Annotated in this window: 18 protein-coding genes and 1 pseudogene; 4 read left to right on the top strand and 15 right to left on the bottom strand. The window is 67.2% G+C overall.

Features of this window, described 5'->3' with window-relative positions; genetic code table 11:
* Window positions 1-96: 96 nt before the first annotated feature.
* The 8 genes from H7J73_RS08915 to H7J73_RS08880 all read right to left on the bottom strand — a co-directional run bounded on the left by H7J73_RS08915 (window position 97) and on the right by H7J73_RS08880 (window position 15273).
* Window positions 97-978 (bottom strand): MBL fold metallo-hydrolase, encoded by an 882-nt coding sequence (locus tag H7J73_RS08915; RefSeq protein WP_264066962.1) that lies wholly within the window; start codon window positions 976-978, stop codon window positions 97-99.
* Window positions 978-4151 (bottom strand): arabinosyltransferase domain-containing protein, encoded by a 3174-nt coding sequence (locus H7J73_RS08910; RefSeq protein ID WP_264066961.1) that lies wholly within the window; start codon window positions 4149-4151, stop codon window positions 978-980. Before H7J73_RS08910 ends, H7J73_RS08915 begins: the two co-directional genes overlap by 1 nt.
* Window positions 4148-7408 (bottom strand): arabinosyltransferase domain-containing protein, encoded by a 3261-nt coding sequence (locus H7J73_RS08905; protein WP_264066960.1) that lies wholly within the window; start codon window positions 7406-7408, stop codon window positions 4148-4150. The genes H7J73_RS08910 and H7J73_RS08905 overlap by 4 nt, the downstream gene beginning before the upstream one ends.
* An 80-nt stretch (window positions 7409-7488) precedes the next feature.
* Window positions 7489-10665 carry an arabinosyltransferase domain-containing protein gene (locus tag H7J73_RS08900; protein WP_276031079.1) on the bottom strand — a complete coding sequence of 1059 codons (3177 nt, stop codon included), beginning with the start codon at window positions 10663-10665 and terminating at the stop codon, window positions 7489-7491.
* Window positions 10666-10757: 92 nt separating this feature from the next.
* A complete protein-coding gene (locus H7J73_RS08895; protein WP_435405451.1) occupies window positions 10758-12611 on the bottom strand; it encodes a galactan 5-O-arabinofuranosyltransferase in 1854 nt (617 codons plus the stop codon).
* Between the two features lies 1 nt (window position 12612).
* The gene (gene dprE2 / locus H7J73_RS08890; protein ID WP_264066958.1) at window positions 12613-13395 is read right to left on the bottom strand and encodes a decaprenylphospho-beta-D-erythro-pentofuranosid-2-ulose 2-reductase; all 783 of its coding nucleotides are present in this window, start codon (window positions 13393-13395) and stop codon (window positions 12613-12615) included.
* Window positions 13396-14796 (bottom strand): decaprenylphosphoryl-beta-D-ribose oxidase, encoded by a 1401-nt coding sequence (gene dprE1 / locus H7J73_RS08885; protein ID WP_264066957.1) that lies wholly within the window; start codon window positions 14794-14796, stop codon window positions 13396-13398.
* A gap of 33 nt (window positions 14797-14829) precedes the next feature.
* The gene (locus tag H7J73_RS08880; RefSeq protein WP_264066956.1) at window positions 14830-15273 is read right to left on the bottom strand and encodes a GtrA family protein; all 444 of its coding nucleotides are present in this window, start codon (window positions 15271-15273) and stop codon (window positions 14830-14832) included.
* Window positions 15274-15374: 101 nt separating this feature from the next.
* On the opposite strand from H7J73_RS08880, the gene H7J73_RS08875 reads away from it, so the two are divergent.
* On the top strand, window positions 15375-16007 hold the full coding sequence (locus H7J73_RS08875) for an HD domain-containing protein (protein WP_264066955.1): 633 nt from the start codon (window positions 15375-15377) through the stop codon (window positions 16005-16007).
* 1 nt (window position 16008) lies between these two features.
* Here H7J73_RS08875 and pdxR read toward each other — a convergent pair.
* Window positions 16009-17406 (bottom strand): annotated as a pseudogene (pdxR, locus tag H7J73_RS08870) (MocR-like pyridoxine biosynthesis transcription factor PdxR); the annotation flags it as partial.
* 50 nt (window positions 17407-17456) lie between these two features.
* On the opposite strand from pdxR, the gene H7J73_RS08865 reads away from it, so the two are divergent.
* The 3 genes from H7J73_RS08865 to H7J73_RS08855 all read left to right on the top strand — a co-directional run bounded on the left by H7J73_RS08865 (window position 17457) and on the right by H7J73_RS08855 (window position 20253).
* Window positions 17457-17927 carry a carboxymuconolactone decarboxylase family protein gene (locus H7J73_RS08865; protein WP_264066954.1) on the top strand — a complete coding sequence of 157 codons (471 nt, stop codon included), beginning with the start codon at window positions 17457-17459 and terminating at the stop codon, window positions 17925-17927.
* Between the two features lie 79 nt (window positions 17928-18006).
* Window positions 18007-18441, top strand: a complete 435-nt coding sequence (locus H7J73_RS08860) for a pyridoxamine 5'-phosphate oxidase family protein (protein ID WP_264066953.1) — start codon at window positions 18007-18009, stop codon at window positions 18439-18441.
* A gap of 117 nt (window positions 18442-18558) precedes the next feature.
* Window positions 18559-20253 carry an HNH endonuclease signature motif containing protein gene (locus tag H7J73_RS08855; RefSeq protein ID WP_264066952.1) on the top strand — a complete coding sequence of 565 codons (1695 nt, stop codon included), beginning with the start codon at window positions 18559-18561 and terminating at the stop codon, window positions 20251-20253.
* Window positions 20254-20264: 11 nt separating this feature from the next.
* Here H7J73_RS08855 and H7J73_RS08850 read toward each other — a convergent pair whose 3' ends face one another.
* The 6 genes from H7J73_RS08850 to H7J73_RS08825 all read right to left on the bottom strand — a co-directional run bounded on the left by H7J73_RS08850 (window position 20265) and on the right by H7J73_RS08825 (window position 26024).
* Entirely contained in the window at window positions 20265-20930 is a 666-nt protein-coding gene (locus H7J73_RS08850) for a hypothetical protein (RefSeq protein ID WP_264066951.1), read from the bottom strand.
* Between the two features lie 87 nt (window positions 20931-21017).
* Window positions 21018-21848 (bottom strand): galactan export ABC transporter permease subunit Wzm/RfbD, encoded by an 831-nt coding sequence (gene wzm / locus H7J73_RS08845; RefSeq protein WP_264066950.1) that lies wholly within the window; start codon window positions 21846-21848, stop codon window positions 21018-21020.
* Complete coding sequence (gene glfT1, locus H7J73_RS08840) at window positions 21845-22741, bottom strand: galactofuranosyltransferase GlfT1 (RefSeq protein ID WP_264066949.1); 897 nt, start codon at window positions 22739-22741, stop codon at window positions 21845-21847. Before glfT1 ends, wzm begins: the two co-directional genes overlap by 4 nt.
* Complete coding sequence (gene wzt, locus H7J73_RS08835) at window positions 22734-23534, bottom strand: galactan export ABC transporter ATP-binding subunit Wzt/RfbE (RefSeq protein ID WP_264066948.1); 801 nt, start codon at window positions 23532-23534, stop codon at window positions 22734-22736. The genes glfT1 and wzt overlap by 8 nt, the downstream gene beginning before the upstream one ends.
* A 7-nt stretch (window positions 23535-23541) precedes the next feature.
* Window positions 23542-24057, bottom strand: coding sequence for a bacterial proteasome activator family protein (locus H7J73_RS08830; protein ID WP_264066947.1), 516 nt, complete (start codon window positions 24055-24057; stop codon window positions 23542-23544).
* A gap of 2 nt (window positions 24058-24059) precedes the next feature.
* Window positions 24060-26024 carry a DUF6541 family protein gene (locus H7J73_RS08825; protein ID WP_264066946.1) on the bottom strand — a complete coding sequence of 655 codons (1965 nt, stop codon included), beginning with the start codon at window positions 26022-26024 and terminating at the stop codon, window positions 24060-24062.
* Between the last annotated feature and the right edge of the window lie 74 nt (window positions 26025-26098).

Below are 26098 nucleotides of genomic sequence, written 5' to 3'. Positions count from 1 at the left end.
TCAGTCCCACTCAGCGCGCGATCCCTGGCCCGCCCACCGATGAAACCCCCACCCAACGTTTCACCGCGTTCCGGGTCAACCACCGACTACCGACAACTAGATCGCTTCGAGCCCCAACCACCGGTCGACCGCGAACGTCTCGCCGTCGGCGCGCAGTAGCGCCCCGCCGTGGCCGGGATAGTGCGCGGGCACGAGGTAGGCGCCGAGCCGCGCGGCGTCGGTGAACACCGCAGAGCGGGACCGTGTGGCAGCCGCCACGTCCACGTCGAAGGCGCACGGGTCGTCCGGGCGGACGATCTGAATGGGGCAGTGGGTGAGATCGCCGACGAAGGCGGCGCGCACCCCGGCGTCGAGCCATACCACCGATGAGCCGGGCGTATGACCCGGCGCCGGCCGCAGCGTCAGCGACGGGCTCACCTGGTACTCGCCCGACCACAAGACGATCTGCTCCTGCACGGGAATGACGCTGTCGGAGAACACCAATCGCATGCCGTCGTTGACACCGGGTCCGTCCGGGCTGAAGAACCGGTAGTCAGCCTCGGGCATCAGATAACGGGCATTCGGGAACGTCGGCACCCAGGCATCGCCGCGGCGGCGGGTGTTCCAGCCGACGTGGTCGGTGTGCAGGTGCGTATTGATCACCACGTCAACGGTTTCCGGGTGCACACCGGCCCGGCCCAACGCGGCGAGGTAGTCGGTGTCGAGGTGATCCAACGGCGGCATGTGCGGCCGCTCGCGCCCGTTCCCGACGCCGGTGTCCACCACGACAGTCAGGCCGTCGACGTGGATCACCCAGCTCTGCATGGCAATTCGCCATAGCTGCCGATCCAGGGCGACGAACGTCGGCGCCAGCAGGTCGGCATGCTCTGCCCAGGCCTGGGGCGGGGTGTCCGCGAACAGCCCCGTGCGCATTTCGATCGTCAGTTCCAGCACCCGGGTCAGTACCGCGTGACCCAGCTGGATCCGATCTCCCGGCATCAGGGCTTGATGCGGATCTGGCCCGGACTCCACAGTCCGCTGCGGGTGGCGGTGCCCAGATCGATCTGTGCGGGGCTGGCGTCGACGATGCTGCTGAACTGACGCAGCGAGCCCCAGTCGCGGCCCCAGTCGCGCGAGAGGTAGGTCGCCATCACATGGGCGCGCAGCAGCACATCGGTGATACCGAGTAGGCCGCCGTTGATGCCGTCCTCCCAGGTGTCGGTGTCCTTGCGCTTGGCGTCGTAATCCGGGGTGATCCGGAACTTGGGTACCTCGGTGACGCCGTCGGCGTGCAGCATCGGCTGCTGGCAGGGGAACGCCAGGCCGACGGCCCAGTCCATCAGCACGGGCTGCTGCGAGCCGACGAACTCCTGCACCGATTTCACGTCGGGGACCCGCGGCGGCGTGACGGCGATCCAGTCGCCTGGGGTGAGTGACTTGTCCTCGGCGATCACCCGGACATAGGTGGCGTCGGCCGGGATCTGATCGCGCGGGAACCTCAGATTGCGCCAGGACGGCGCCGGTCCCAGGTCATAGGGCGTGACTCGGCCGGTCGGGATCGGTGCGCCGGAAGGTCCGGCGTGTCCGTATTCGAGTTCGACGGACTGGCCCTGGGTGAGTCCGTTGAACACGCTGATGCCGGTGATGGTGCCGGCCGCGGTGACCACCACCAACGGATGTGCATCGTCGCGTGGGGGCAACTGGTACCACGCGGAGTTCAGCGTCGCCTGCTGCTGCGGGCCGCTGATATAGCTGCCGGCGAGCGGAACACGCGACGGGTCGAGGCCGTAGGGCAGCGGCACAGTCGAGCCGTTGATGCCAGGCGTCTTCAGCGCCACCGGCTGATTCCAGTCGTCGTCGGTACCCGGCATCGGGTTGTCCATCCGAATCGCCTCGGCGACAATGTGATCCGGTACACCGTTCGGGGTGAAGCCGACCGGCTTGTCTCCGCCGAGTGGCCCGAGTGGCCCGAACGAGCCCGGCAGCGGCGTCAGGAATCCGGCGTTGGCGTCGGGTTCCACCAGCACGTCGTCGGCCAGGCCGCAGCCACCGGCGAACGCGCGCACATTGGACCAGCCGTTGGAGAAGGTCGGATACTGGCGTACCACTCCGATCACCAGTGACGCGACGAACGCGAGCACCATGAACCCGGCCACCAGCGGGATCGGCGCGGCGGTCAGCAGCCGCGCCACCCGGCCTTCGCCGCGGTCACGGGGCGCGAAGTGCAGCCAGGCCGCGTAGATCGCGACGATGACGAACAGGGCGAGAAACAGTGTGCTGATCGTGATTCCGGCGATGGCCGGTTTCGCGTTGTTGAACGGCACGCCGTAGCTCGAGACGTACCACCAGCCGTTGGTGGTCGCCCAGCACAGCGCCAGGATGAACATCAGCGCCGCCAGGAACGCCATCCGGTTACGCGACCAGCGCAGTACCGCCGGGGACACCAGCACCGTCGTCACCGCCGCCATCGCGGCCCCCACCGCCGCGAACAGGCCGAAGTGGTGCACCCACTTGGTGGGGGTGAACATCAGGAAGAACACGGTGCCGAAGATGATGCCCATCAGGCGCCACACCGGCCCTCGGGCGACGCCGGGTATCCGCTTGCGGCGCAGCATGATGAACATGGCGGTGAACAGGCTCAGCGCAGTGATCAGGAAGCCGAACCGCCGCGACAGTGAGCCGTCGACCGTCGGCAGGATCAGGTAGTAGTAGCGCAGGTTCTCGGTGTACCAGGCCTGACTCGGCCCGATGGCGGTGCGAATCCTGGTGGCTTCCAAGACCGTCGACAGCGTCTGGTCGGCGAAGACGGCGGTCAGGATCACGGTTCCCGCGGCGAGCAGCGGCAGGATCAGCGGCCAGGTGCCCACCATTGTGCGGCGGCGAACCAGGATGCGCACGATCGGTCGGCCGCCGGCGAGCAGCGCGGCCACCGCGATCAGGCCGGTCGGCTGGATGCCGAGGGTGAAGGCGGCCACGGTGATGGCCAGCGCCGCCGGTGTCAGACGCCCGGACCCGATGGCCCGCTCGATGAGCACGTAGGTGATCAGCGCGCCGGTGGCGATCTGGCCCTCGGGACGCAGCCCGTTGTTGAACGGCATCCAGGCGGCCATCAACACCAGGCCGGCCGCCCACAGGGCGGGCCTACTGGCGATCACGGCGGGTCCGAGCCGGGGCAGCACCTCACGGGACAGCAGCAGCCAGCAGACCAGCGCACAGATCAAGTCCGGCAACCGCATCCAGATGCTGGCGTCGCTGACGTGGGTCATCAGTGCCAGCACGTTGTAGAACCAGCCGAACGGATCCTCGGGGCTACCGAACCAGCGGAAGTAGTTCGTCATGTAGCCGGCATGGTCGGCGACGCGCGCCATCTGCAGGATGTAGCCGTCGTCGGACGAGTTGGCGCCCAACACATGCCAGAGCAGGAACCCGCCGATCACTCCTGCGTCGACGGCGGTGAAGGTCCGCCAGCGGGCTGGGATGATGCGCTGCATCCGACGGCCGTCGAGTTGGTCGAGCCGCCACAGCGCCACCAACGCAACGATGGTCGCCAGTACGGCCAGCGCCATCGCTGTCAGCTTCAGCGGGGTGGGGCTGGTGGTGAACCGGGTGTCGATGGTGGCCGAGAGCGAAAGACCCTGGGGCGCAGCACCTGTCAGGTCGGTGAAGACACCGACGATGGCGGGCCGCAGGTTCGGGTCGGCGAATCCGGACGACTGCGCCGAGCCGTCGGACTTCTTGAGCCCGACGAAGGTCGCGAAGGTGCCTGCGGTGCTCGAGGTGATCTGGATCTTCTGGCAGGCGGGGGAGACCACGTCGGCGCGCGGCACGCTGGCGACCACCACATTGCGGTCGGTGATGTCGACCCGCTGCGTGGTGACGTTGACGAACAGGGCGTTCAGGGGCGCATCTTTGCCCTTGGGCGGCGCGGTGCCGAGCACCAGGCCGCCCTCGGCAGGCATATCGCGGATGACCTGGCACGGAATCGTCGCCGTCATCGATACCGGCGACAAGCTGATCAGCGGCGCGGTGACATTGGTGAGCTCGCCGGCCTGCGGCCAGTTCAGGGTGGCCGTGGTCTGGGTGACCGGCAGCACCGGGGTCGCCACCGACAGCAGGAAACCGATCAGGCCCGCGATCATCGCGACCCAGCGGGTGATCTTGACGTCACTCATGGCAGGGCCCGGATCGGTCCGCTGCGGTGCCAGCCGAAGACGCTCATGGTGCCCTCGTCGATGACGGCGTTGGGCGCCTGCGTCGCGGGGACGACGCGGTTATAACGTTCGATCGAACCCCAGTCCCGGTACCAGTCGCCTTGCAGGTACGTCGGGACCGCCGTGGTGCTCAGCAGCGCCTGGATGAACAGGAACGGGCCGCCCTTCTGCGCGGACTGCCACTGATTCGAGGACACCACAACCTGTTTGGCGTTCGGCAGGATGCGGAACTCGGGCAATTCGGCGACCCCGAGGTGCTCCGAGAACGGGCGCTGGCATGGGAAGTTCGCGGCTGTCGCGATGTCCATCAGGACCGGTGTCTGCGAGCCGAGGAAGCTCTGCGCGGTCTGCAGCTGGGGCACCCGCGGCGGGGTGAAGCCGAACCACTGATCGGTGCTGAGGTTGGGATCGTCGGCGACGATGCGGGCGACGTTGGCCTCCGGCGGCGCCCATGCCAGCGGGAAACGCAGGTTGCGCCAAGCATATTGGGCGAACACGTCGATGGGCTGGACCTGTCCGAGCGCCTGGTAACTGCCGTCCGGCCGGTGCACGCCCCACTCCAACTTCAGTGATTGGCCGTAGTGGAACTCGTGTTCCTCGTCGTAGTACCAGATGGCGCCGGCCGCGGCGACGGTGACCAGCGGCCGATCCGGGCTGCGCGGGGGCAACTGGTACCAGGCCGAGGTGGCCTTGGCGGCCACGGAATTCTCGCCGTAGCTGCCCATCACGGGGGTGCGCTGCGGGTCGAGCCCGAACGGCAGGAACACCCGCGAACCGTTGACGCCGACCGGGCCGTAGCCACCGCCGGTGCCGGCGGCGAAGCCGATCCCGACGTTCGGCTTGTCGGGGTCACCGTCGGAGTTGACCGTGCCCGGGTTGGCGACGACGGGGTGCGGCGGTGCGAGGCTGTCGCTGATCCCGTTGGGGGTGAACCCGACAGGATTCTGCCCGCCGAGTGGACCGTAGATGCCGACCGGCTGCCCCGGGACGGGCGTCAGCATGCCGGCGTTAGTGTCCGCCTCGACCAGAACGTCATCGGCCATGGCGCAACTGGCGTTCGACAGCCCAGAGCTCAGCGCCGCGGCGTTCGCCTTGGCGACGGAGTACAGCGGATAGCGCTGCGCGGCGCCCTTGAGTAGGGAGCCGACTTCCAGGACCACCATCACTACGGCCACCACCAGCAGTGGGGTCGAGGCCAGCGCGCGGTTTCGCCCGGTGTTGGCGACCTCGGTGTGCCCGGCGTAGTCCAGCCGGAAGTGCAGCCACCCTGCCAGCAGGCCGGTGAGGATGGCCAATGCCAGGAACATCGTCGTCACCGGGTGCCCGGCCAGCACCGGCTGCCGGTCGAACCAGGGAACGCCGTAACTACTGACGTAGAACCAGGAGTTGAGCCCGGATGTCGCCCAGGCCAGCACGAACAGCAGAGCGGTCACGTATAGCGCGAGATTTCGACGACTGTGCAGGCCCACCCGGGCGAACGTGAATGCGGTCACCCCGCCCAGCGCTCCGGCCAGCCCCGCGAACACGCCGAACTGCACGGCCCATTTGGTGGGGGTGAACGTCAGGAGCAGGAGCCCCACCGCGACAGCGCCGATCAGCCGCCACGTCGGCCCGCTGCCCGCGCCGGGAACGCGGCCGCGACGCAACAGCACCGCGAGCATGCCGAACAGGCAGAGCAGCAGAACCAGCACCGCGAAGCGTCGGGTCAGGGATCCGTCGACGCTGTCCTCGACGGTCAGGAAGTAGTAGCGCAGGAAGTCCTGGTACCAGGGGATCGTGGGTCCCACCTTGTACTTGATGCGGGCCGACTCGGCGATGGACGCCAGGGTCTGATCGCGGAACACCACCACGAAGATCAGGGACAGTGCGGCCGCCAACGGAATCACCGATGCCAGCACCGCCAGGCGGCCCTCCGCGCGTCTGCGACGGATGACACCGGCGACGGCGCGGCCGCCGACCAGGAGCGGGGCCAGCGCGATCAGGCCCTGCGGCGCCAGCGTCACGCTGAACACCGCGACGACGATCGCCACCGCGGCAGGCCAGGTACGTCGCGTCGCGATGGCGTATTCGACCAGCGCCCACGTCGCGATGGTGCCGAAGGCGATCAGCGGTTCAGGGCGCAACCCGTTGTTGAACGGCAGCCAGGCGGCCAGGAAGACCGCACCCGTGGTCCACATCGTCACCCGGTTGACCGCCAGCGCCCGCCCCAGCCGGGGCAGCACCCAACGGCTGAGGATCAGCCAGGTGCCGATACCGGCCAGCGTCGCGGGAATCCGCATCCACACGCTGGCAGTGCTGATGGCGGCGAACTGGGCCAGCACGGACTGGTACCAGTCGAACGGCGCCTCGGTGGCGCCGAAGTAACGGAAGTAGTTCGTGACGTAGCCGGCCTGGTCGGCCACTCGCGCGATGGTGAGGTTGTAGCCGTCGTCGGACGACAGCGCACCGATGACATGCCACACCAGCAGCGTGCCGATGACGCCGACGTCCGCCAGCCACGTGGCCCAGCCGACCCGCCACAGCCGCGTCCAGGCGTGCGCGACGCGGCGGCCACCCTGTCGGTCCAGCACGGCCAGGGCGGTGATGGAGGCGATGACGCACAGCACGCCGAGGATCTCGGCTGCGAGCTTGAGCACGGTCGGGGAGGTGATGAACCGGGTGTCGATGTCGATGCGCGCGGACAGGCCGGGCTGCGCGGCCACCTTTAGCTCGGTGAAGATCCCCGCCACCTGGGGCTTCTTGTCGGCGGACACGGTGCCGGTGGCGCCGGGCAGGCCGACGAAGTCGGCGCCGACGCTGCCGGCGTTGGCCCAGATGTGCAGGGCGCTGCAGGTCCCGGAGGCGACGGCCGACCGTGGCGCGACCGCCGCGACGGTGTCCCGGAAGGCGACGACGACGGTATCCGCGTCGGCTCGCACGAACAGCCCGTTGCGGCTCGCGTCGATGCCGTTGGCCGGCACAGTCGAGAAGACGAGGCCGCCTGCTGCGGGCAGGGTGGCGATGGCCTGGCAGGGGATGGACACGTCGAGGGCTTGGGGGGCGCCGGAGACCAGCGGTGCGGTCACGTCGGCGACGAGTCCGTCCGGGCCGGCAGCCTGTGGCCACTGGATGGTCGCGGTGGTCTGTTCGACCGGCAGCAGCGGCACGATCCCGCAGAGCAGGACGCCTGCGATACCCGCTATGACAGCGACCAGACGGGCGATGCGGTGGGCGGGCACGAGGCTCGATGGTAGGCGACGTACTTAGGTGCGTTCACGATGCGGGGCCGTGCCACGCCTGTGATTGCCTGTTTTCTCAGCTATGTCGGCCGTAGAGGTGCCGGACTCCACAGACCGCTGCGCGTTGCCGTGCCCAGGTCGAGTCGGGCGGGCTGGGCGGCGGGATAGAAGAGGTTGAGCTGCTGCAGGGAGCCCCAGTCGCGGAACCAGTCGTCCTTGAGGTAGGTCGGGACGGTGGTGGCGCGGAACAGCAGCTCGCTGATGCCCAGCGGACCGCCGCCGATGTTGTCCATCACAGGTGAGTTGGCCTCGGCGCCGAACCGGTCGGGCAGGATCCGCCACTTCGGTACCTCGGTGACGCCGTACTGGTGACCGAACGGCCGCTGGCACGGGAACGCCATGCCGACCAGCCAGTCCAGCAGCACCGGATCCTGCGATCCGACGACGTCCTGCAGGGTGCGCAGCTGTGGGATCCGGGGCGGGGTCAGGGCGATCCAGTGCGTCGGGGAGAGGTCGTTGTCCTTGGCCACCAACCGGATCCGGGTGGCGTCGGACGGGATGCCCGACAATGGGGCCCGCAGGTTGCGCCAGGCGGGCGCCGAGCCGACATCACCGAAACCGATGGCTCCCTTGGGTTCGGACTCGGCTTCGTCGCCGGTGGTCCACTGCACCATCAGATCCGAGGCGTCGAACCGGCCGGCCGCGGACACCACCAGCAGCGGTCCGGCTTGGTCGCGCGGGGGCAGCGGGTACCACGCGCTGCGCAACAGTGCAGGCTGCTGGGCTCCGCTGCGCCAGCTGCCCATGATCGGGGTGCGGGCGGGGTCGAGGCCGAACGGCAGGCGCGCGCGGGAACCGTTGATCCCGGCCGACGGGGTGATCCCGCCTCGGGAGTCTTCTTCGCCGCCGGTGTCGCTCGAACTGGAGGTGTCGGCGAAGTTGTCCTCCTGCTGACCGATGACCGGGTCCGCCGACACGTCGACGGGGATGCCGTTCGGGCTGAAGCCGGTGGAGGTGGCCGCGGTGCCCAGTCCGTCGGCGACGGGAACTCCGATCGGGGTGAGTAGGCCGACGTTCGGGTCCTGTTCCACCAGAACGTCATTGGCCAGGCCGCAGGTCTTACCGGTGAGCGCCTCGAGATTGGACCGCCCGACACTCCAGGCGGGGTACTGCTCGGTCATTCCGAGCGTCAGTGACACCACCTCGAACAGCACCAGGGCCCACGCGGCAATCATCAATGGGGCCTGGGTGATTCGGCGCCAGCGGGGCCCGTCACCGTCGGTCGGCGAGTGGTCGCGGCCGTTGAAATGGAACCAGGCGGCGACTAGGAGGGCGACCACCGACAACCCGAGCAGCATGGTGGTGAAGCCGAAGTGCCACTCGGGGAAGGAATTCGACCACGGCACACCGAAATTGGAGACGTACCACCAGCCGTTGACGGTGGCGAACGACAGGCCGGTCAGGAACAGCACGACCGCGGCAAACAGCGCCCGGTTACGTCGCGAGCGCATCGCGGCCGCACTCACGGCGACGGCGGCCAGTGCGCCCAGCGACCCGGCCAGGCCGGCGAAGACGCCGAAGTGATGGGTCCACTTCGTGGGGGTGAACATCATCGCCAGGAACGAGATGATCGTGATGCCGATGATGCGCAGGCTGGGACCCGCTGCGGTGCCGGGGATCCGGCCCTTGCGTAGCGTCATCGCCACGGAGACGGCCAGGGCCAGCAGCAGGGTCAGAACTGCGAAGCGCCGGGCCACCGAACCGTCTGGGCTGGTGGTGAACAGGCGCTCGTAGCGGATGTGCTCGTCGAACCAGGCCAGGCTCGGACCGACCGCGGATTTGAACGAGCTGGCCTGCAGCTCGCCGATGAAGGTTTGGTCGCGGAAGATCAGGATGATCGTGACGGTGCAGGCGGCCAGGATCGGCGCCAGCAGAGCCAGGTAGCCGAACCGTGAAGTATGCCGGGCGACAATCGTTTTCAGCGGGCCGATCGCGACCAACAGGGCACCGACGGCGGCGATTCCGGTGGGCCCGGAGAACAGCGTCAGGGCGCCGATGATGATGGCGATCGCCACCGGAAGCAGCCGACTGGTCGCCACCCCCCGCTCCACCGAGCACCAGGTCAGCAGGAGGCCGAGCGCGATGATCGGCTCGGGCCGCAACCCGTTGTTCAGCGGCAGCCAGAAGGCCAGGAACATGCCGGCGGCCGTCCACGCCGCCACCCGGTTGCGTTTGACGGAGGCGCCCAGGCGGGGAATCACCTCACGGCTGATCACCCACCAGGAGGCCAGCCCGATCAGCAGGGTCGGGAGCCGCACCCAGACGCTGTGGGTGCTGACATGGGCCCACAACGCCAGCAGGTCGTAGTACCAGCCGAACGGTGCTTCCGGGGTGCCGAACCAGCGGTAGTAGTTGGCCATGTAGCCGGCATGCTCCGACACCCGGGCCATCGTCAGGATGTAGCCGTCGTCGGAGGTGTTGGCGCCCACGAAATGCCACCAGACGAGCATCGCGGTGACCACGCCGTCCAACGGTTTGATCGACCACCAGTGGGTCGGCAGGAAGCGGCGGTGCCGCATGCCGTCGTCGGTGTCCAGCACGTGCAGCGCACCGAGCGCGATGACCGTCAGGGCCACCCCGACGATCATCGCCAGCATCTTCAGCACCGTCGGCGAACTGCTGTAGCGGGAGTCGATCGTCGCGGAGAGCTTCAACCCGGGCGGGGCGGGCCCCGACAGATCGGTGAAGACGCCGACGATCTGCGGCCGGAAGTCGTACCCGGTGCGCTCGCCGCGCAGCGGTTGGCCGGGGTCGTCCTGATCGGGACCCTCGACGAGGCCGACGAATTCGCCGGTGACCTTGTCGGCCTTCGCGGTGAACACGAGTTGTCGGCAGGCGGGGCTGAGCACTTGGCTCAGCGGGGCGGTGACGATAGGGGTGTTCCTGACGATGACCAGCAGGTTGTTGCCGACCCGCTCGATCAGCAGTCCCCGGTCGACGGCCTTCGGCGCCTGTTTGGGGACGGTCGAGAGCAGGACCGTCCGGGCGGCGTTCTCGGGTCCGGCCAATCCCGCGGCGGCCTGGCACGGGATGGTGATCGTCAGATCGGTGGCGACGTACCCGATGAGGGGAGCGGTGACGCTGTCCAGCACACCGTTCTGCGGCCAGTTGAGCTCCGCGGTGGTCTGTGTGACCGGCAGGAACGGGGTGGCGACGGCCAGCAGCGCGCCGAGTAGTCCGGCGACGATGGCGACCATGCGGGCAGTCCGATGGTTGGTCCCCGTGCCGTTCACGGAGCTAGATGGTAATTCCCCTGTCTGAGGGGGTGCGCCCGGCGCCCCTGCGGCCATCAATGCGGATTCCGGATGGCCAGCACGAACGGCCCGATGTCCTTGACGGTGAAGTGCGGACCGGCGAACAGCGCCGAGCCCAGGTCGACGGTGTAGCGGCGCACGTTGGGCTGGTTGGGGTAGACGTCTTCGGCCAGACGCAGTGTGTAGGAATCGCCTGCACCGCGGCGCATCAGGAAGACGGTCGGCGGCTCCCAAGGCAGTTCGTCGAGAGCCTGGACGAACGTGTCGGCGGTCTTGATGTCAGCCCAGCTGCCGATCGCGGCGGAGCGTTTGTCGAACTGCGCCAATGGGTTCGCGTAATGCGAGGTCAGACCTTGAAAGCCCAGGTAGGGGTAGAACGACAGGAAGCTGTAGTCGGCCGTCAACACCACGGTTTCGTCGCGGGGCCGTCCCGTCGCGGCCATGATGGCGGCGTCGATCTCGGCGTAGTACTTCTCGGCGCCCGGTGGTCGACGGTCGCCCCGTTGCCCGCTGCCGTCGGTATCGGTGTACGCGACGTCGAGGTCGGGGCGCAGCACGTCGGGGATGTCCTGGCTGAATGCGACGGCGCCGACCAGCCCGATTGCGGCGGCGACCGTGACGAGGTTGCGGTTCCACCGCGCGGCCGCCGCCAGGGTGACCTCGATGAAGCCGAACGCTCCTGCGGCGGCCAGCAGCACGGTCAGCGTCGGCTGCAGCCGGAACGACAGCAGCGTCGTGCCGACGAGCGTGGTCAGCATCGACAGCACCGACCACAGATAGAAGGCCACCACGCCGATGGCCAGCGCTCCGGCCCGCACGGAGGTCCGGGCGCGGACGATCAGCCAGAGCGTGCCGAGCATGCACAGCGCACCGAGCAGTGAGAACTGCATCATCGGGAAGGTCAGTACCGCGCCGTCGGCGGGCAGGTAGTGCTGGGCGCTGCCGGTGCCGGTGAGCGGTTCACGGGCGGCGCGCAACAGGAACGGCAGCCAGGTGATCAGGCCGATGACGATCGAGATCCCACCGATGACGACCAGGCGGATGATCGGTTGCCACGAGCGCCGGGTTACCGCCAGCAGGAGCGCCATCAGCGTGAAGGTGAGCGCGGCGAGTCCGAGTAGCAGTGTGTAGAACGTCGCGGTGACGCCGAGGAAGATCCCGACGCCGACGATCGCGCCCCAGCCGCCCGTTTTCGGCGCCCGCAGGCCAGACCATGCCAGCACCAGCACCGGCGGCAGCAGGACCGTGATTATCGCGCTGTAGGGCTCGGACGATGCGTAGGCCAGCGTGACCGCCGCGGTCGCGGTGGTCACGACCAGGGCGTACTCGAAGCGGATCAGCTTGGTCCAGAGCACGAATGCCAGTACGACCGCGACGGCCATCGAGGTGATCGCCCACGGCTTGTACATCTCCCACGCCGGGGTGCCGGTCAGTGCGGCCGCACGGCCGCCGATCCAGAACCAGCCCGGCGGGTAGAACGGCGGCAGACCGGCATACGTCATATCGCGCAACGCGGGGCTGTCGGCCAGGCGGGTGATGTATTCGGTGCGGAACTGCTGATCGACGGAGATACCGAACAGGTACAACTTCGTCGCGCCCAGCGGCATCGCGATGGTCGCCACGGTGAATGCCGCCAGGAATACCACCGCTGTCGCATGTGCGAGTAGCTGGCGGCCGCGGCGCCACAGCAGTCCCGCGCCCAACAGGGCGACCAGGCAGACGAATTGGCCGACGGTGGTCAGGGCGTGCAGTTGGTTCGACGACGGGAACGCCGGCCACTGGACACGGCCGATCGCGATCAGCGCGACGGCAGACAACACCACGGTGGCGACCGCTGCCACCACCATGTGGCCGAGTGTCCTGCCGGCACCTGCCAGCGCGGTTCTCATGTCAGATGGGCAGTTTGCGGAAGATGGGACGCGGGACGTGGCGCAGCACCATCATCACGTACCGGAAGGCGCCCGGCGCCCAGACCAGGTCCTTCCCCTTGGCCGACGCGGTGACCGCGAGGTTGGCCACGTACTCCTTGTCGACGGTGAACGGAGCCTCCTTGGCGCCGGTCGCCTTCCAGTGTGCAATCGTCGTCGACGTACGTACCTGCCCGGGACGGATGACCAGCACCCGAACTCCGAACTCGCGCAATGCTTCTCCCAGTCCCAGATAGAAGCCGTCGAGGCCGGCCTTGGTGGAGCCGTAGACGAAGTTGGATCGCCGGACCCGCTCACCCGCGGCGGAGCTCATCGCGATGATCCGGCCGGAGCCCTGGGCCCGCATCTTCTCGCCGACCAGCACGCCGACGGAAACGGCTGCGGTGTAGTTGATCTCGGCGATCTGTACTGCTTTGCGCTGGTTCTGCCACAGTTCCTCGGCGTCGCCGAGCAGGCCGAACGCCACGATCGCGACGTCGACATCGCCGGCGGCCCAAGCATTGTCGATCAACTCGGGATGGCTTGCGGTGTCGACACCGTCAAAGTCCAGCCATTCGACGGACTTGGCGCCGGCCGCCTCCATCGTGGCGATGGCCTCGTCGCGGCGCGGATGGTTCGGCAGGTCGGCCAGCACCACCCTTGCCGACGAATTCTGCAGGTAGCGCGCGCAGATCGCGAGGCCGATTTCGGAGGTGCCGCCCAGAAGCAGGATGGACTGCGGGTTACCGGTGCCGTCGAGGACCATTTACAGCAACTCCAAACGTCGGGCCATATCGGATGCGAAGACGCCGTTCGGGTCGGCCTTGCGGCGCACGGCGACCCACTCGTCGATGCGGGGATACATCTTGTGAAACCTCTCGGCGTTCACGCGAGAGTCTTTGGCGGTGTAGACGCGACCACCGAATTCGAGCACCCGGTCGTCGAGGCCGTTGAGGAAGGCATCGACACCATTCTTGGTGGGAAAGTCCATGGCCACATTCCAGCCGGCCATTGGAAAGCTCAGCGGCGCACGGTTTCCCGGGCCGAAAAGCTTGAACACGTTCAACACGGAGTAGTGTCCGCTGGCTTGGATCGACCGGATGATGGCTTTGAACTCCGCCATCGCATCGGGTGGCACCAGGAACTGATACTGGGCAAAACCTGCGGGTCCGTATGCGTGGTTCCATCCGCCCACCAAGTCGAGTGGGTGATAGAACTGCGTCAGGTTCTGCACCTTGTTCGTGTAGTTGCCTCCACGCCGGTAGTACAACTCGCCGATGATGCTGAACGAAAGCTTGTTCATTGCGCTTATCGGAAATACGTCCGGCACCGTCATCAGTTGCGGCGCATCGAATTTCAGCGGATTCTTGGCGAGTTTCGCTGGTAGCTCGTCGAGCTTTGCCAGTCTTCCGCGGGTGATCGCGGCCCGGCCCAGCTTCGGTGGCGGACTGATGGCATCAAACCAGGCGCTGGAGTAGGTGTAACTGTTCTCGCTACCGTCCAGGTGAACTTCGACCGTCTCATCGAGGTTCTTGGTGGCGATGCCGTCGTTGATGAAGTAGGCAGTCTCCGTGGGCGTCATCGCGATTCGGGCGCGCACGATGATGCCGGTCAGCCCGTTCCCGCCCACGGTCGCCCAGAACAGGTCTGCTTGCGCGCCATCCGGAGTCAGCGTGCGGATCTCGCCGTCGGCCATCAGGAGCTCCAGCGACAACACATGATTGCCGAAGCTGCCCGCACTGTGGTGGTTCTTACCGTGAATATCGGACGCGATGGCACCCCCGATCGTCACCTGTCGTGTGCCGGGCAGCACAGGTACCCACAGCCCGAACGGAAGTGCCGCTTTCATCAGTTGGTCAAGGCTGACTCCACCGTCGACGTCTGCGATCTTGGTGTCGGCGTCGATGGAATGCACGGTGTTTAGCCGGGTCATGTCGATGACCAGACCGCCGCCGTTCTGGGCATGGTCGCCATAGGAGCGTCCAAGACCGCGGGCGATGACGCCTCGTCGCAGAAACGACGGACTTGCTGGGCTGGCATCGGCCACCTCTTTGACTGCGGCGGCGATCAAATCAAGGTCGGGGGTAGCCAGTACTTGAGCGACTGACGGTGCGGTGCGCCCGAACCCCGAGAGGGCGCGCGAGGTCGTCGGCAGATTCGTGGACATCGTGGAACGAGGGTACCGTCTGGGCCCGCAAGCTCAGTGCAGCCGGAAGATCACAGCTCGCTGAACGATGAAGTTGATCACGGTCGCGGTGCCCTGGGCGATGACGAATGCGACCGGCACCCGCCACGGCTCACCGGCGAACTGGAAGTAGAAGACGTGGTTGATGCCGACCTGGACGAGGTAGGTGACGGCGTACAGGGCGACGACCGCGATGAACCTGGCCCGGCTCGGCGGCGCCTGGAAGGTCCAGCGCCGGTTTATCAGGTACGCGGTGGTCGTGCCCGCGATGAAGCTCAGCGTTTTGGCGACGTTGACGCGCACGTCCTCGCTGGCGTCCCAGGACGATGCGAACAGTCGCAGGAACACCAGGTACAGGCCGAAGTCGACGATCGCCGACAGCCCGCCGGTGACGAGAAAGCGCCACACCTGGGTCATCAAACTCAGGCGTGTGTCGTCCTCAGGGCGTAGTTCGGCCATCGCGCGAAAGCCTAGCGAGTCGACCGATGCCGGCGAGGGACGAGGTGGTTGAGGAGCGAGCGGTAGATCTAGCCGGGGGACCTGGCTGCAAGAATGATCTCGTGCAGGATCTGGTCGAGGCGTGGCACAACTTGCTTGCCCCCTACAGCACGACGGGCGATATCGACGGGACGGGCCGCGCCGTTCTGGCTCGCTGGGCGGAACCGCACCGCCGCTATCACACGCTCGAGCATCTACGGGGTGTTCTTGTCGCCGTGGATGAGCTGGCGCCCGCCGTCTTGCACACAGCCACGGATGTCGCTGCGGTCCGGCTGGCCGCCTGGTACCACGATGCCGTCTACGCGGGCCGCTCCGACGACGAGGAACAAAGCGCCCGCCTGGCCGAGACCGACCTGGCTGCGCTGGGGCTGCCGACCGAGCTGGTCGCCGAGGTGGCGCGGTTGGTGCGGTTGACGGTCGAGCACGACCCGGCACCGGATGACCGCAACGGTGCGGTCCTTTCTGATGCGGATCTGGCGGCCCTGGCACTGCCGCGGGCGGATTACCTGGCCAACGGCAAGGCGATCCGCACCGAGTACGCCCATGTCCGCGAGAGTGAATTCCGGGCCGGCCGGTCCCGCATCATCGAGGCGCTGTTGGCCACTCCCGCCCTCTACCGGACGCCGGAGGGGCGGCAGCGCTGGGAGCGGGCGGCGCGGGAGAACCTGGCCGCGGAGCTGGCTGCTCTGCGGTAACCGCGGCGAGAACCGCGCACAGCGCATCCACCGCTGCGGCGAAGCCGTGGTCGGCCGGCGTCCCGAAATTGACCACCACACCGTCGGGTCGGGGAACCGTTGGCGCTGCGAGCGGGTGACGCAGCCGGGACAGGCCGGCGATCCCCACCCCGGCTTCACCCGCCCGCCGAAGCACCTCATGCTCGGTGCCGTCGGGCAGGGTGAGCAGCAGGTGCAGCCCCGCAGGCACCCCGCTGACCGAGATCGCCGGCGCGAAGGCGGTCAGTCTGTCGATCAGGACCGTTCGGCGCCTGCGGTAGGTGTTGCGCATCCGGCGGATGTGCCGGTCGTAGCCGCCGCTGGCGATGAAATCGGCCATCGTCAGCTGGGAAAGCGCATCGACGTACCACTGCTGCCCGGCGACGGCGATCACGTCGTCGACGAGATCGGCGGGCAGCACCATCCAGCCCAGCCGCAGCGCCGGCGTCAGGCTTTTGCTGGCTGAGCCCAGATAGATCACCCGGTCGGGGTCGAGGCTCTGCAGGGCGCCGATCGGCTGGCGATCGTAGCGGAACTCACCGTCGTAGTCGTCTTCGATGACGTAACCGTCGGTGCGCTGCGCCCAGTCGACGACGGCGGTCCGCCGCGACGGGTGCAGTGGCACGCCGTGCGGATAGTGATGCGCAGGGGTGAGCAGGGTCGCGGGTGTGTTCAGCCCGTCCAGATCGGACACCACCGCGCCCATCTCGTCGAAGCCGATCGGCACCGTCGGCACTCCCGTCGCGGCGATGCAGTCGCGAAAAATGAAGAGCCCGTACGCTTCCAGCGCCATCGGGGCGGCGGGCCCGAACATCCGGGCCAGTACTTCGACGGCATGCCGGGTGCCGGCGCTGATCATGACGTTGTCCGGCGAGACCCGGACGCCGCGGGCACGGGCCAGATATTCGGCGACGGCGATCCGCAGCTCGGGTCGGCCGCGGGGGTCGCCCAGTCGCAGTGCCTCGGTTGGTGCGGCGTTGAGCGCACGACGGGTCGAGGCGAGCCAGGCCGCCCGGGGGAAGGCCGAGACGTCTGGGGACCCGGGCAGGAAGTTGTGGGTCGGTTCGCCGTGGGTGCCGCGGGGCCGGGCCGGTAGCTGGTTGCCGGTGGCGTTGACCACCCAGGTGCCGACACCCTGCCGCGATGCGAGCCAGCCCTCGGCGACCAGTTCGGCGTAGGCGTCGGCGACGGTGTTGCGGGACAGACCGAGGTCGGCGGCCAGGCTGCGCGACGGTGGCAGTGCCGTTCCGGTGATCAGCCGGCCGGATCGCACCGCATCGCGCAGCGCGCTGAGCAGAACCTCGCGAACTCCGCGACTGCCGGGAGTGATCGCCTCCCGCAGATCGAGGTGCAGGTCTGCGCTATTGGCCCACGAAACCACGGCCGAATTGAACCATGAATATGGGCCTTTGCGGTTCTAGCGTGGACAACATGACCGAGACACTCAGCAGGCCGACAACCCGCATCAACCTCAACCGCGTCTCGCCCGAGGTCTACGAGGCGATGGTCGCCCTCAACAACGCAGCGGCCAAAGATCTGGACCCCGGGCTGGCCGAACTGATCAAGATCCGTGCGTCGCAGCTCAATCACTGCGCGTTCTGCCTGGACATGCACACGCACGACGCCCGCAAACGCGGCGAGACCGAGCAGCGCATCTACCTGCTGTCGGCGTGGCGGGAGGCCGGGGACCTCTACGCCGAGCCGGAGAAAGCCGCGCTGGCCCTGACCGAAGAGATGACGGATCTGCCCGGCGGTGACCACGTGTCCGATGAGGTCTACGCCAGGGCGGCGGAGGCCTTCGGCGAACGTGAACTGGGCCAGGTGATTGCGATGGTGCTCACCATCAACGCCTGGAATCGCATCGGGGTGACGACTCGACTGCGCGCGCCGCGCAGGCACTAGGGCGTTCGAGGCCTTTCGGCCTTCGCGGGGGTGCCCCGCGTCCCTAGCGGGCGCCGGCGTGCCCGAAGAAACATGAGGTATGGCCATCGACGTAGCACCAGTGACCGAACTGAGCGCGGACGAGAGCTGGCAGCTCGTCTCGGCGATGGCGCTGGGTCGCTTGGTGACGGTGGCCGCGGGTCGGCCGGAGATCTTCCCGGTGAACTTTGTGATCCAGCGACGTACCGTGCTCTTCCGGACGGCCGAGGGCACCAAGCTCTTCAGTACCGTTGCCAACGATCAGGTGCTCTTCGAAGCCGACGACCACAACGTCGCCGACGCCTGGAGTGTCGTCATCCGCGGCACGGCCCACGTGCTGAACACGGCCGACGAGATCCACGAGGCCGAGCGCGCCGGGCTGTACCCGTGGATCGCCACCCAGAAGCTGCGGTTCGTCCGCATCACCCCTGGTGAGATATCTGGCCGCCGGTTCACCTTCGGACCCGAGCCCGACGTGGGTTCTGTTGCGGGCTGAGCCTCCGCGCTTGTGAAACCTGGGCGGAAATCTGGCCTCGAAATCGCCCACGTTTCACGAACGTGAGCCGCCTCTGGTGTCGGTGAGGTGTCGGTGGACAGTGGCATAATCGAACGCATGTTCGATCGGTCGTCGTTGTTGGAGCCCGCGGAGCTGTCCGCGGTCTCTGATGATGCGCTGATCGATGCGATTGCCGCTGCTGCGCGTGCGTCGGCGGCGGCGGATGCGCGTCGGCTGGCGGCGATCGCCGAGTTGGCGCTGCGGCGCTGTGGTGATGAGGACGACGAGCGTCACCTTTGGGTGTGTGATCCGGTCGCGTCCGCGGCCGCTGAGGTGGCGGCGGCGTTGAATATCGGCCAGGGCCGGGCGGTGGGCCAACTCAAACTTGCCGCGCTTCTTCGGGATCAGCTGCCGAAGATCAATGCGCTGTTCCTGGCGGGATCGATCGATTACAAGATGGTCAACACGCTGCGGTGGCGCACCCTGCTGGTCAGCGATGACAGTGTGCTCGCCGGACTCGACGCCGGCCTGGCTGACAGCGTCGTCAGTTGGGGGCCGCTGTCTGAGCAGAAGCTGGTGCAGAAGATCGACGCGCTGGTCGAGGCGGTCGATCCTGACGCGGTGTGGCGTTTGCAGGTTGCGGCGCGTGGCCGCGATATCAGCTTCGGGGATCGTGATGACAAGACCGGCACCACCTCGATCTGGGGCCGTCTGCTGGCCTCGGACGCGGCCATCGTCAAACAACGACTCGATGCGATGGCCCGGGGTGTCTGCAAGGACGATCCCCGCACTCTGGGACAACGACTGGCTGACGCGTTGGGTGCCTTGGGTGCCGGCTCGGATCATGTGGCGTGCCAGTGCGGTTCCCCGACCTGCCCTGCCGGCGCTGATGACAAACGCGGATCCAGCGTCGTCATTCACATCGTCGCCGACCAGAACGCCGTGACGGCTCAACCCGACCCCGCCCTGCACGGGCAGGGACCCCTTGCGGCGCCAGCCCACGAGAGTCAGCAGCTCGAGCCCGAGACTCAGCAGACCGAGGCGGATCCGGCACCGTGCGCGGAGCCCGAGGCTCGGCCCTTACCGGCCTCGGCGGCGGTGCGTCGCGGTGTCGGAGTGATCCTGGGTGGGGCCATCGTGCCTGCCCCGCTGCTGGCCGAGCTGATCCGCAACGGCGCGACAGTCCGCGACGTCAGCACCCCTGGCCCGGACCTGGAACCCCACTACACGCCCTCAGCCAAACTGGCCGAGTACATCCGGATGCGGGATATGACCTGCCGCCACCCCGGATGCGATCGGCCCGCCGACCTCACCGACATCGACCACACCCAGCCCTGGCCACACGGCGCCACCCATCCCGGTGACCTCAAGTGCTACTGCCGGATACATCACCTGATCAAAACCCACTGGTTTGGTGATGGTGGCTGGTCAGATCGGCAGTTACCCGATGGCACTGTGGAAGTCACCACCCCCGCGGGTAAGACCTACACCACCAAACCTGGTGCCAGCCTGCTCTTCCCGGGGTGGAATATCACCACCACCGAGGCGCCGCCCACCGGAAAGCCACCCAGCCCCCCCGATCGAACCGGGCTTGCCGTGCCCAAACGAAAACGCACCCGCGCCCAAGATCACGCGTACCGCATCCGTGCCGAACGCGAACGCAACGCTGCCCTCATCACGCAAGCCCAAGCCCGCGCCGAAAAAGCCAAAGCCCTTCTAGCCCAACGTAGAGCGGCATCGACGCGCAACGCCCCCCACCGCAGCGAAGCTGCCGCGCCAACTCCGCAAGAGGGCGACCCGCCGCCGTTCTGATTCTGGCTCTGTCAGTCCGCGACGGCAACGGCGACGGCCTGGCGGACGCCGTCGCGGGCAGCGTCGAACTTCTCGCCGACGCTCTGCCGAGCGGATGCCGCGGCCGCAGCCAGTTCGCGCCACTCCTGGTCGATGGTGTCCCTGACTTCGCCGCGCTGGATCGCGACGGTCGCCACGGTGAAGGCGGCGTCGACGGCGGAGGACAACACGGTCCCCTGCGCGCGGACCACTGATCCGGTCACTTCGGCGGTACCGCCGATGACAGCATTCGGCAGGTTCGCCTGACCGCTGATGTAGTCGCCGATCGCGGAGCGGATACGGTCACCGGCATCGGTGACGACGTCCTGCAGCACGCTGCTGCTCTGGGTGAAGGCGGCAGGCAGAGTCGCCCCACCGCGGACCGCGCCGAGCACTACAGCGGGGGCCTCGGCGACGGCGGCGGTGACACCGCTGGCCACGTAGAGCAGCTCACAGCTCAGCGCCTGACCGGCCGCGAGCTGGCGTTCGAGGACCTCGCGAACGGCGAGTGCGACGCGGGCCCCTTCTTCGGTGTCGTCGGGGTCGTCGGTATCCACTACGACGGCCTGGAGGTCCTCAAGGTCGAGCGGCGCCGCGACCGTGTCCGGGGTGATGCCCGCCGGGTCGGCAGCCATCTCGCTGATCTCTGTGTCGGTCATGAGCGCCATTGAACGCCCCGCCGCCGAAGCTGCGATGACGCCGAAGTGACCACTTGAGCCCCGGCAGGCGACGAGCTAACTCGGAAATCAGACCCAGTACGGCACGCGGGCGCGGTATTGCCGCAGGGCCAGCGCAGCGACGATCCACCCGACCACCGTCAACACGATCACCACCACCCAGTGATGCAGTTCCTGCGGCGCACCCAGCAACGGCGCCCGCACGATGTCCAGGTAGTGCAGCAGCGGATTCAGCTCGACGATGGTCCGCCACCGGCCGGCGCCCTGCGCCTCCAGGGTGGCGTCGTTCCAGATGATCGGCGTCATGAAGAAAAGCAGCTGCACGAGCGAGAACAGCAGCGGACTGATATCGCGGTAGCGGGTCGACAGGATGCCGAAGCACAGCGATACCCAAACACAGTTCAGCATGATCAGGAACAGCGCCGGGATGAACGAAAGGTCAGCCCACGACCAGTGTTTGGGGAAAATGATCGCGATCACCACGTAGATCACGATGTTGTGCGCGAACAGAATCATCTGCCGCCACACCAGTCGGTAGACGTGCACGCTCAGTGGCGTCGGCAGCTGTTTGATCAGGCCCTCATTGGCTACGAAGACGTCCGCACCTTCCAGGATCGACGCGTTGATGAGGGTCCAGACGATCAGCCCGAGGGTGACGTACGGCAGGTGTTCGGACAGCTCGAGATGGAACAGCTTCGAATAGAGCCCACCCATTGCGACGGCGGTGGTGCCGGTGGCGATGGTGATCCAGAACGGGCCCAGCACACTGCGCCGGTAACGCTGCTTGATGTCCTGCCAGCCCAGGTGCAGCCAAAGCTCGCGACGGTTGAATCCGTCGACCAGGTCGCGGCGCGCCCGGTAGAACGTTTTCGACTGCGCCGCGGCATCGGTGAAAGTCATTTGGCGAACCTTTCGCGTCTACCCAAGCGCCGCAGGCGGATCCACTCACGTAGACCGGCCGGGTCGCGGCGGGATACCAGGAAAAACCAGCCGAACCGCAGCCATTCCTGCGGCAAGAGCTTGCGCAGGCCTGGCTGGGACAGCAGATAGCCGCGATTGCGGTAGGTGAAATAGCGCTTGGTCTCATCGTCCGGGTACTGGGTGTGCATCCGTCCGCCGAGGATCGGCTTGAACTCGTCGCCGCCCTGCGGGTGCAGGTAGACCGCGTCCAGACAGGTACCGAACGGTAACCCCGAGCGCACCAGCCGACGGTGCAGTTCCACCTCGTCCCCGCGGACGAACAGCCGAAGATCGGGCACCCCAACGGCTTCCACGGTGTCGGCGCGGAACAACGCACCGTTGAACAGGGACGTGATCCCGGGAAGCAGGTCTTGGTCCGGCCCTTCGGTGCGTAGCTCGGACGCCCGCCGTCGCCACACCAGCCCGCGGCGCAGGGGGAATGCCAGGCGTTCGGGATCGTCGAGATCGCACACCATCGGCGACACCTCGGCCAACGCGTGCTGGTGCGCACAGGCCAGCAGGGTGGCCAGCACAGTGGGCCCCTGCGGCCGACCGTCGTCGTCGGCGAGCCAGATCCAGTCCGCGCCCAACGCCAGCGCGTGCAGCATCCCGAGCGCGAAACCGCCTGCACCGCCTAGGTTTCGGTGCGATCCGAGATAGGTGGTCGGGACGGGCTGGCCGGCCACCAGTTCACGCACGCCGTCGTCGAGGTCGTTGTCGACGACGATCAGATGATCGGGTATCCGGCTCTGGGTGGTCAACACGTCCAGCGACTTGGCCAGTGAATCCGGGCGGCGGTGGGTCACCACGACCGCGACAACACACTCAGTCATGCGTGTGTGCTGTCTCCTGCAAGACTTCCCGCACATGCCGGGCCGCGTCTTCGCCTTCGTACGCGCGCACGACGTCCTCGATGCCGCCGGTCATCCTGATGGTGCCGTGGTCGATCCACATCGCGGTCTTGCACAGCCGCGCCAGGAACTCATTGGAATGGCTTGCAAACACCAGGATTCCGGAGCGTTCCACGAGTTTCTGCAGTCGCGTCTGGGCCTTTTTGAGGAAGTCGGCGTCGACCGCGCCGATGCCTTCGTCGAGCAACAGGATCTCGGGGTCGATACTGGTGACCACGCCCATCGCCAGTCGTACCCGCATCCCGGTGGAGTAGGTGCGCAGCGGCATCGACAGGTATTCGCCGAGTTCGGTGAAGTCGGCTATCTCGTCGACCTTGGCCAGCATTTGTTTGCGGGTCTGGCCGAGGAACAGGCCGCGGATGATGATGTTCTCGAAGCCGGAGATCTCCGGATCCATGCCGACGCCCAGATCGAACACCGGCGCTACGCGCCCGCGCACGGAGGCGACTCCGCGGGTGGGCTCGTAGATGCCCGAAAGCAGCCGCAGCAGAGTCGATTTGCCCGCCCCGTTGTGGCCGACCAGCCCGACGCGATCGCCCATCTCCAGCGACATGGTGATGTCCCGCAGTGCTTCGATGACCACCACGTTGGAGTCATTGCGTCCGATGGTCCCGCCGGCCTTTCCGAGGAACGCCTTCTTCAACGACCGCGATTTGGCGTCGAAGATCGGGAATTCGACCCAGGCATCGCGAGTCTCGATATGCGGGTGCGTCATTGGTGATCTAGAGGTACTGCCCGGTCGCCGGCGAGCCGCCGCCGCGTGGGTCCCCGCCGACGAGGCCGGGCGGTAGTGCGCCCTGACGCATCTGCTCGAGCTGGGCGCGGGCAGCCATCTGCTGGGCGAACAGCGCCGTCTGGATACCGTGGAACAGCCCTTCGAGCCAGCCAACCAGCTGGGCCTGGGCGATCCGCAGTTCGGCATCCGAGGGCACGACGTCCTCGCTGAACGGCAGTGCCAGCCGTTCGAGCTCGTCGCGGAGCTCCGGCGCCAGGCCGTCTTCGAGTTCGCGGATGCTGGACTTGTGGATCTCGCGCAGCCGGTTTCGGCTGGCATCGTCGAGCGGAGCTGCCTTCACCTCTTCGAGAAGCTGCTTGATCATCGTGCCGATGCGCATCACCTTGGCGGGCTGCTGCACCAGGTCGGTCACCGACTTGTCGTCGTCCCCGTCACCGGGTCCGACCAACAGCGGATCGGATCCGCCGATGATTTCGATGTTGTCGTCGTCGTCGATACTCACGTTCAGTCCGTTCCTCCGCGCCACTCGTATATGCGGGTCTGGCCGTTGTCGTAGATCCTCGCCCACGACTTCGAGTCATCCAAAGACACTAGTCCGTCGGGCATCTTGAACCCGCGCACGACGGTCGTGCTGGTCAGCACATAGCGGATATTGAGCGCCTTGACGGCTTTGGCGATGCGGGGATCATGGTCGGCGTCGTCGGCGAAGGCCCAGAAGATGAAACGCTCATAACCGGGCCCCTGCTGGACGGGGTAGTCGTAGTGCGTCCACAGCGGATGCAGGCCCGCCACGGCGTACATCCATGCGGTGCCGTCGGTGTTGGCGTTGCCGATCAGCGTGTCCTTCGCCCCGGGCAGGGTGGCCAGATAGGCGAAGGCTTCCAGGTCCTTGTCGTTCATGATCACCGAGTCGTATTTCTCGCCGATCAGCCGCTTGTGGCGGGGGAAGTAGTGATAGGCCAGACCGACGCTGACACCGACCAGCAGTATCGCGGTCGACGCGATCCAGAACGCCCGGCCCGGCGCGCGCCGGGACACGCGCTCGGTGAGTAGCCGGGCGCCGGCCACCACGAGCAATACCGCCGCGAACAGAGCGATCCCGGCCATCGGGGTGATCAGCATGGTGACCACCGCGGACAGCCGGCGCGGATCGCTGTAGAACAGGTCGCTGAAGCGGCCGGTAACCGCGCCGAGTGGGCCGCCGAACGGTGCCGAGCTGTGCACGATCGACACCACCAGCAACACCCAGACCGCGGCCGGCCAGTAGACGCGCCTGCACACCAGAATCAGCCCGCCCGCCGCGGCCAGTGCGATCAGGATGTTCTGGATCGGATAGTCGTTGAGGTGCCGGGTGTGCTGCACGATCGCGTCGAACAGGCCCTTCTTCTTGCCCTCGTGGGTGATGAACGCGTGCCCGGCGATGACCTCGGCCTGCTGGAACACCGAGAGAAACTGCGGTAACAGTGCAAGTAGCGCAGGCGCCGCGACGACCAGCAGCGTCAGAAAGTCGCGTAACCGACCGCGCACCGGGTGCCACAGTGCGTCGAACAGCCACCACATCACGACGAACACCACCGTCACCACGCCGCCGGTGGTGTGCACCGAGAACACCCCGAGCAGTGCCAACACAGCGAGGGGGATCCGGTCCCGGTGTCGCAGGCAGGACATGATGAGCACCGCCGTCGGTACTGCGACGCCGTAGGCGGCCATGTTGGGCATCGAGGCGGTGTCGAATTCGACGTAGGGCACCGAGGTGAACGACGCGGCCAATGCCGCCGCTGTTGCCGATGCGCCCGCGGCGCGCCACTGACTGGTGCGCGGACGTAGCAGCGTCCAGGTCAGCACCGCGGCGCTGGCCGGGAACAGCCAGACGGCGGCAGCCAGTGAGTTCAAGGTGTATGCCGTCGTCGGGGCGGCGCCGAACACCTCGCACTGCATCGCCGCCAAGGCGTGGAACACCGACGGGTAATACAGCTGGGCGTGTGTCTCGACGTTGCGCAGATCGCCCATGTGGGTCGACGACGCCTGCCCGGTTTCGAGGATGTAGCGGATCTCGTTGGCGTGCCAGACGGCGTCCCAGGTACTTGGGATGGACTGCCAATGCGGGATTCCCTTGTAGGCGGCGATGAAGATCAGCGCGGCGCCCAAGACGGTGCCTGCAGCGACAACCAGGGCCGGTCGCAGCGTTATCACGCGGGATTCGCTGTCGTGATCTTGGTAGCGGGACAGGAGCTTGGGCAAACTCGCCGCGATCGCGGTGACGACGACGAGGGCGGCCAGCGCCGTCAAGGCGTTCCAGGGGATTCCAAGTGCGCCGAACGGAATGATGGCAAGGCCTACCACGCCATATGTGAGTGCTGGGCCAACTGCGACGGCTATCGGTAGAGTTAGCCGTGCCGCCAGCGCAACGATCGTGCCAGGTACCACCAGCAACAAGAGCGCTTGTAGCAGTCCGAACCCAAAGCTCACTGGACTAGTATGGCTGGCCAGGTGGCAGGGTTTGATACCGCGTGGGGGCGCCACTCCCGCACGCGGGTCCAACA

The organism is Mycolicibacterium komossense, from assembly GCF_025822605.1.
In the GTDB taxonomy this organism is placed as follows: domain Bacteria; phylum Actinomycetota; class Actinomycetes; order Mycobacteriales; family Mycobacteriaceae; genus Mycobacterium; species Mycobacterium komossense.
This window is presented reverse-complemented; position numbering and strand designations above follow the sequence as displayed.

Bases quoted from the DNA above. Each gene is read 5' to 3' on its own strand.
- H7J73_RS08865 (WP_264066954.1), top strand. From the start codon at position 17,457: ATGACCGAGACACTCAGCAGGCCGACAACCCGCATCAACCTCAACCGC.
- H7J73_RS08900 (WP_276031079.1), bottom strand. From the start codon at position 10,665: ATGGTCGCCATCGTCGCCGGACTACTCGGCGCGCTGCTGGCCGTCGCC.
- dprE2 (WP_264066958.1), bottom strand. From the start codon at position 13,395: ATGGTCCTCGACGGCACCGGTAACCCGCAGTCCATCCTGCTTCTGGGC.
- H7J73_RS08855 (WP_264066952.1), top strand. From the start codon at position 18,559: ATGTTCGATCGGTCGTCGTTGTTGGAGCCCGCGGAGCTGTCCGCGGTC.
- H7J73_RS08915 (WP_264066962.1), bottom strand. From the start codon at position 978: ATGCCGGGAGATCGGATCCAGCTGGGTCACGCGGTACTGACCCGGGTG.
- glfT1 (WP_264066949.1), bottom strand. From the start codon at position 22,741: ATGACTGAGTGTGTTGTCGCGGTCGTGGTGACCCACCGCCGCCCGGAT.
- wzt (WP_264066948.1), bottom strand. From the start codon at position 23,534: ATGACGCACCCGCATATCGAGACTCGCGATGCCTGGGTCGAATTCCCG.
- H7J73_RS08850 (WP_264066951.1), bottom strand. From the start codon at position 20,930: ATGACCGACACAGAGATCAGCGAGATGGCTGCCGACCCGGCGGGCATC.
- H7J73_RS08880 (WP_264066956.1), bottom strand. From the start codon at position 15,273: ATGGCCGAACTACGCCCTGAGGACGACACACGCCTGAGTTTGATGACC.
- H7J73_RS08895 (WP_435405451.1), bottom strand. From the start codon at position 12,611: ATGAGAACCGCGCTGGCAGGTGCCGGCAGGACACTCGGCCACATGGTG.
- H7J73_RS08910 (WP_264066961.1), bottom strand. From the start codon at position 4,151: ATGAGTGACGTCAAGATCACCCGCTGGGTCGCGATGATCGCGGGCCTG.
- H7J73_RS08860 (WP_264066953.1), top strand. From the start codon at position 18,007: ATGGCCATCGACGTAGCACCAGTGACCGAACTGAGCGCGGACGAGAGC.
- wzm (WP_264066950.1), bottom strand. From the start codon at position 21,848: ATGACTTTCACCGATGCCGCGGCGCAGTCGAAAACGTTCTACCGGGCG.
- dprE1 (WP_264066957.1), bottom strand. From the start codon at position 14,796: ATGTCCACGAATCTGCCGACGACCTCGCGCGCCCTCTCGGGGTTCGGG.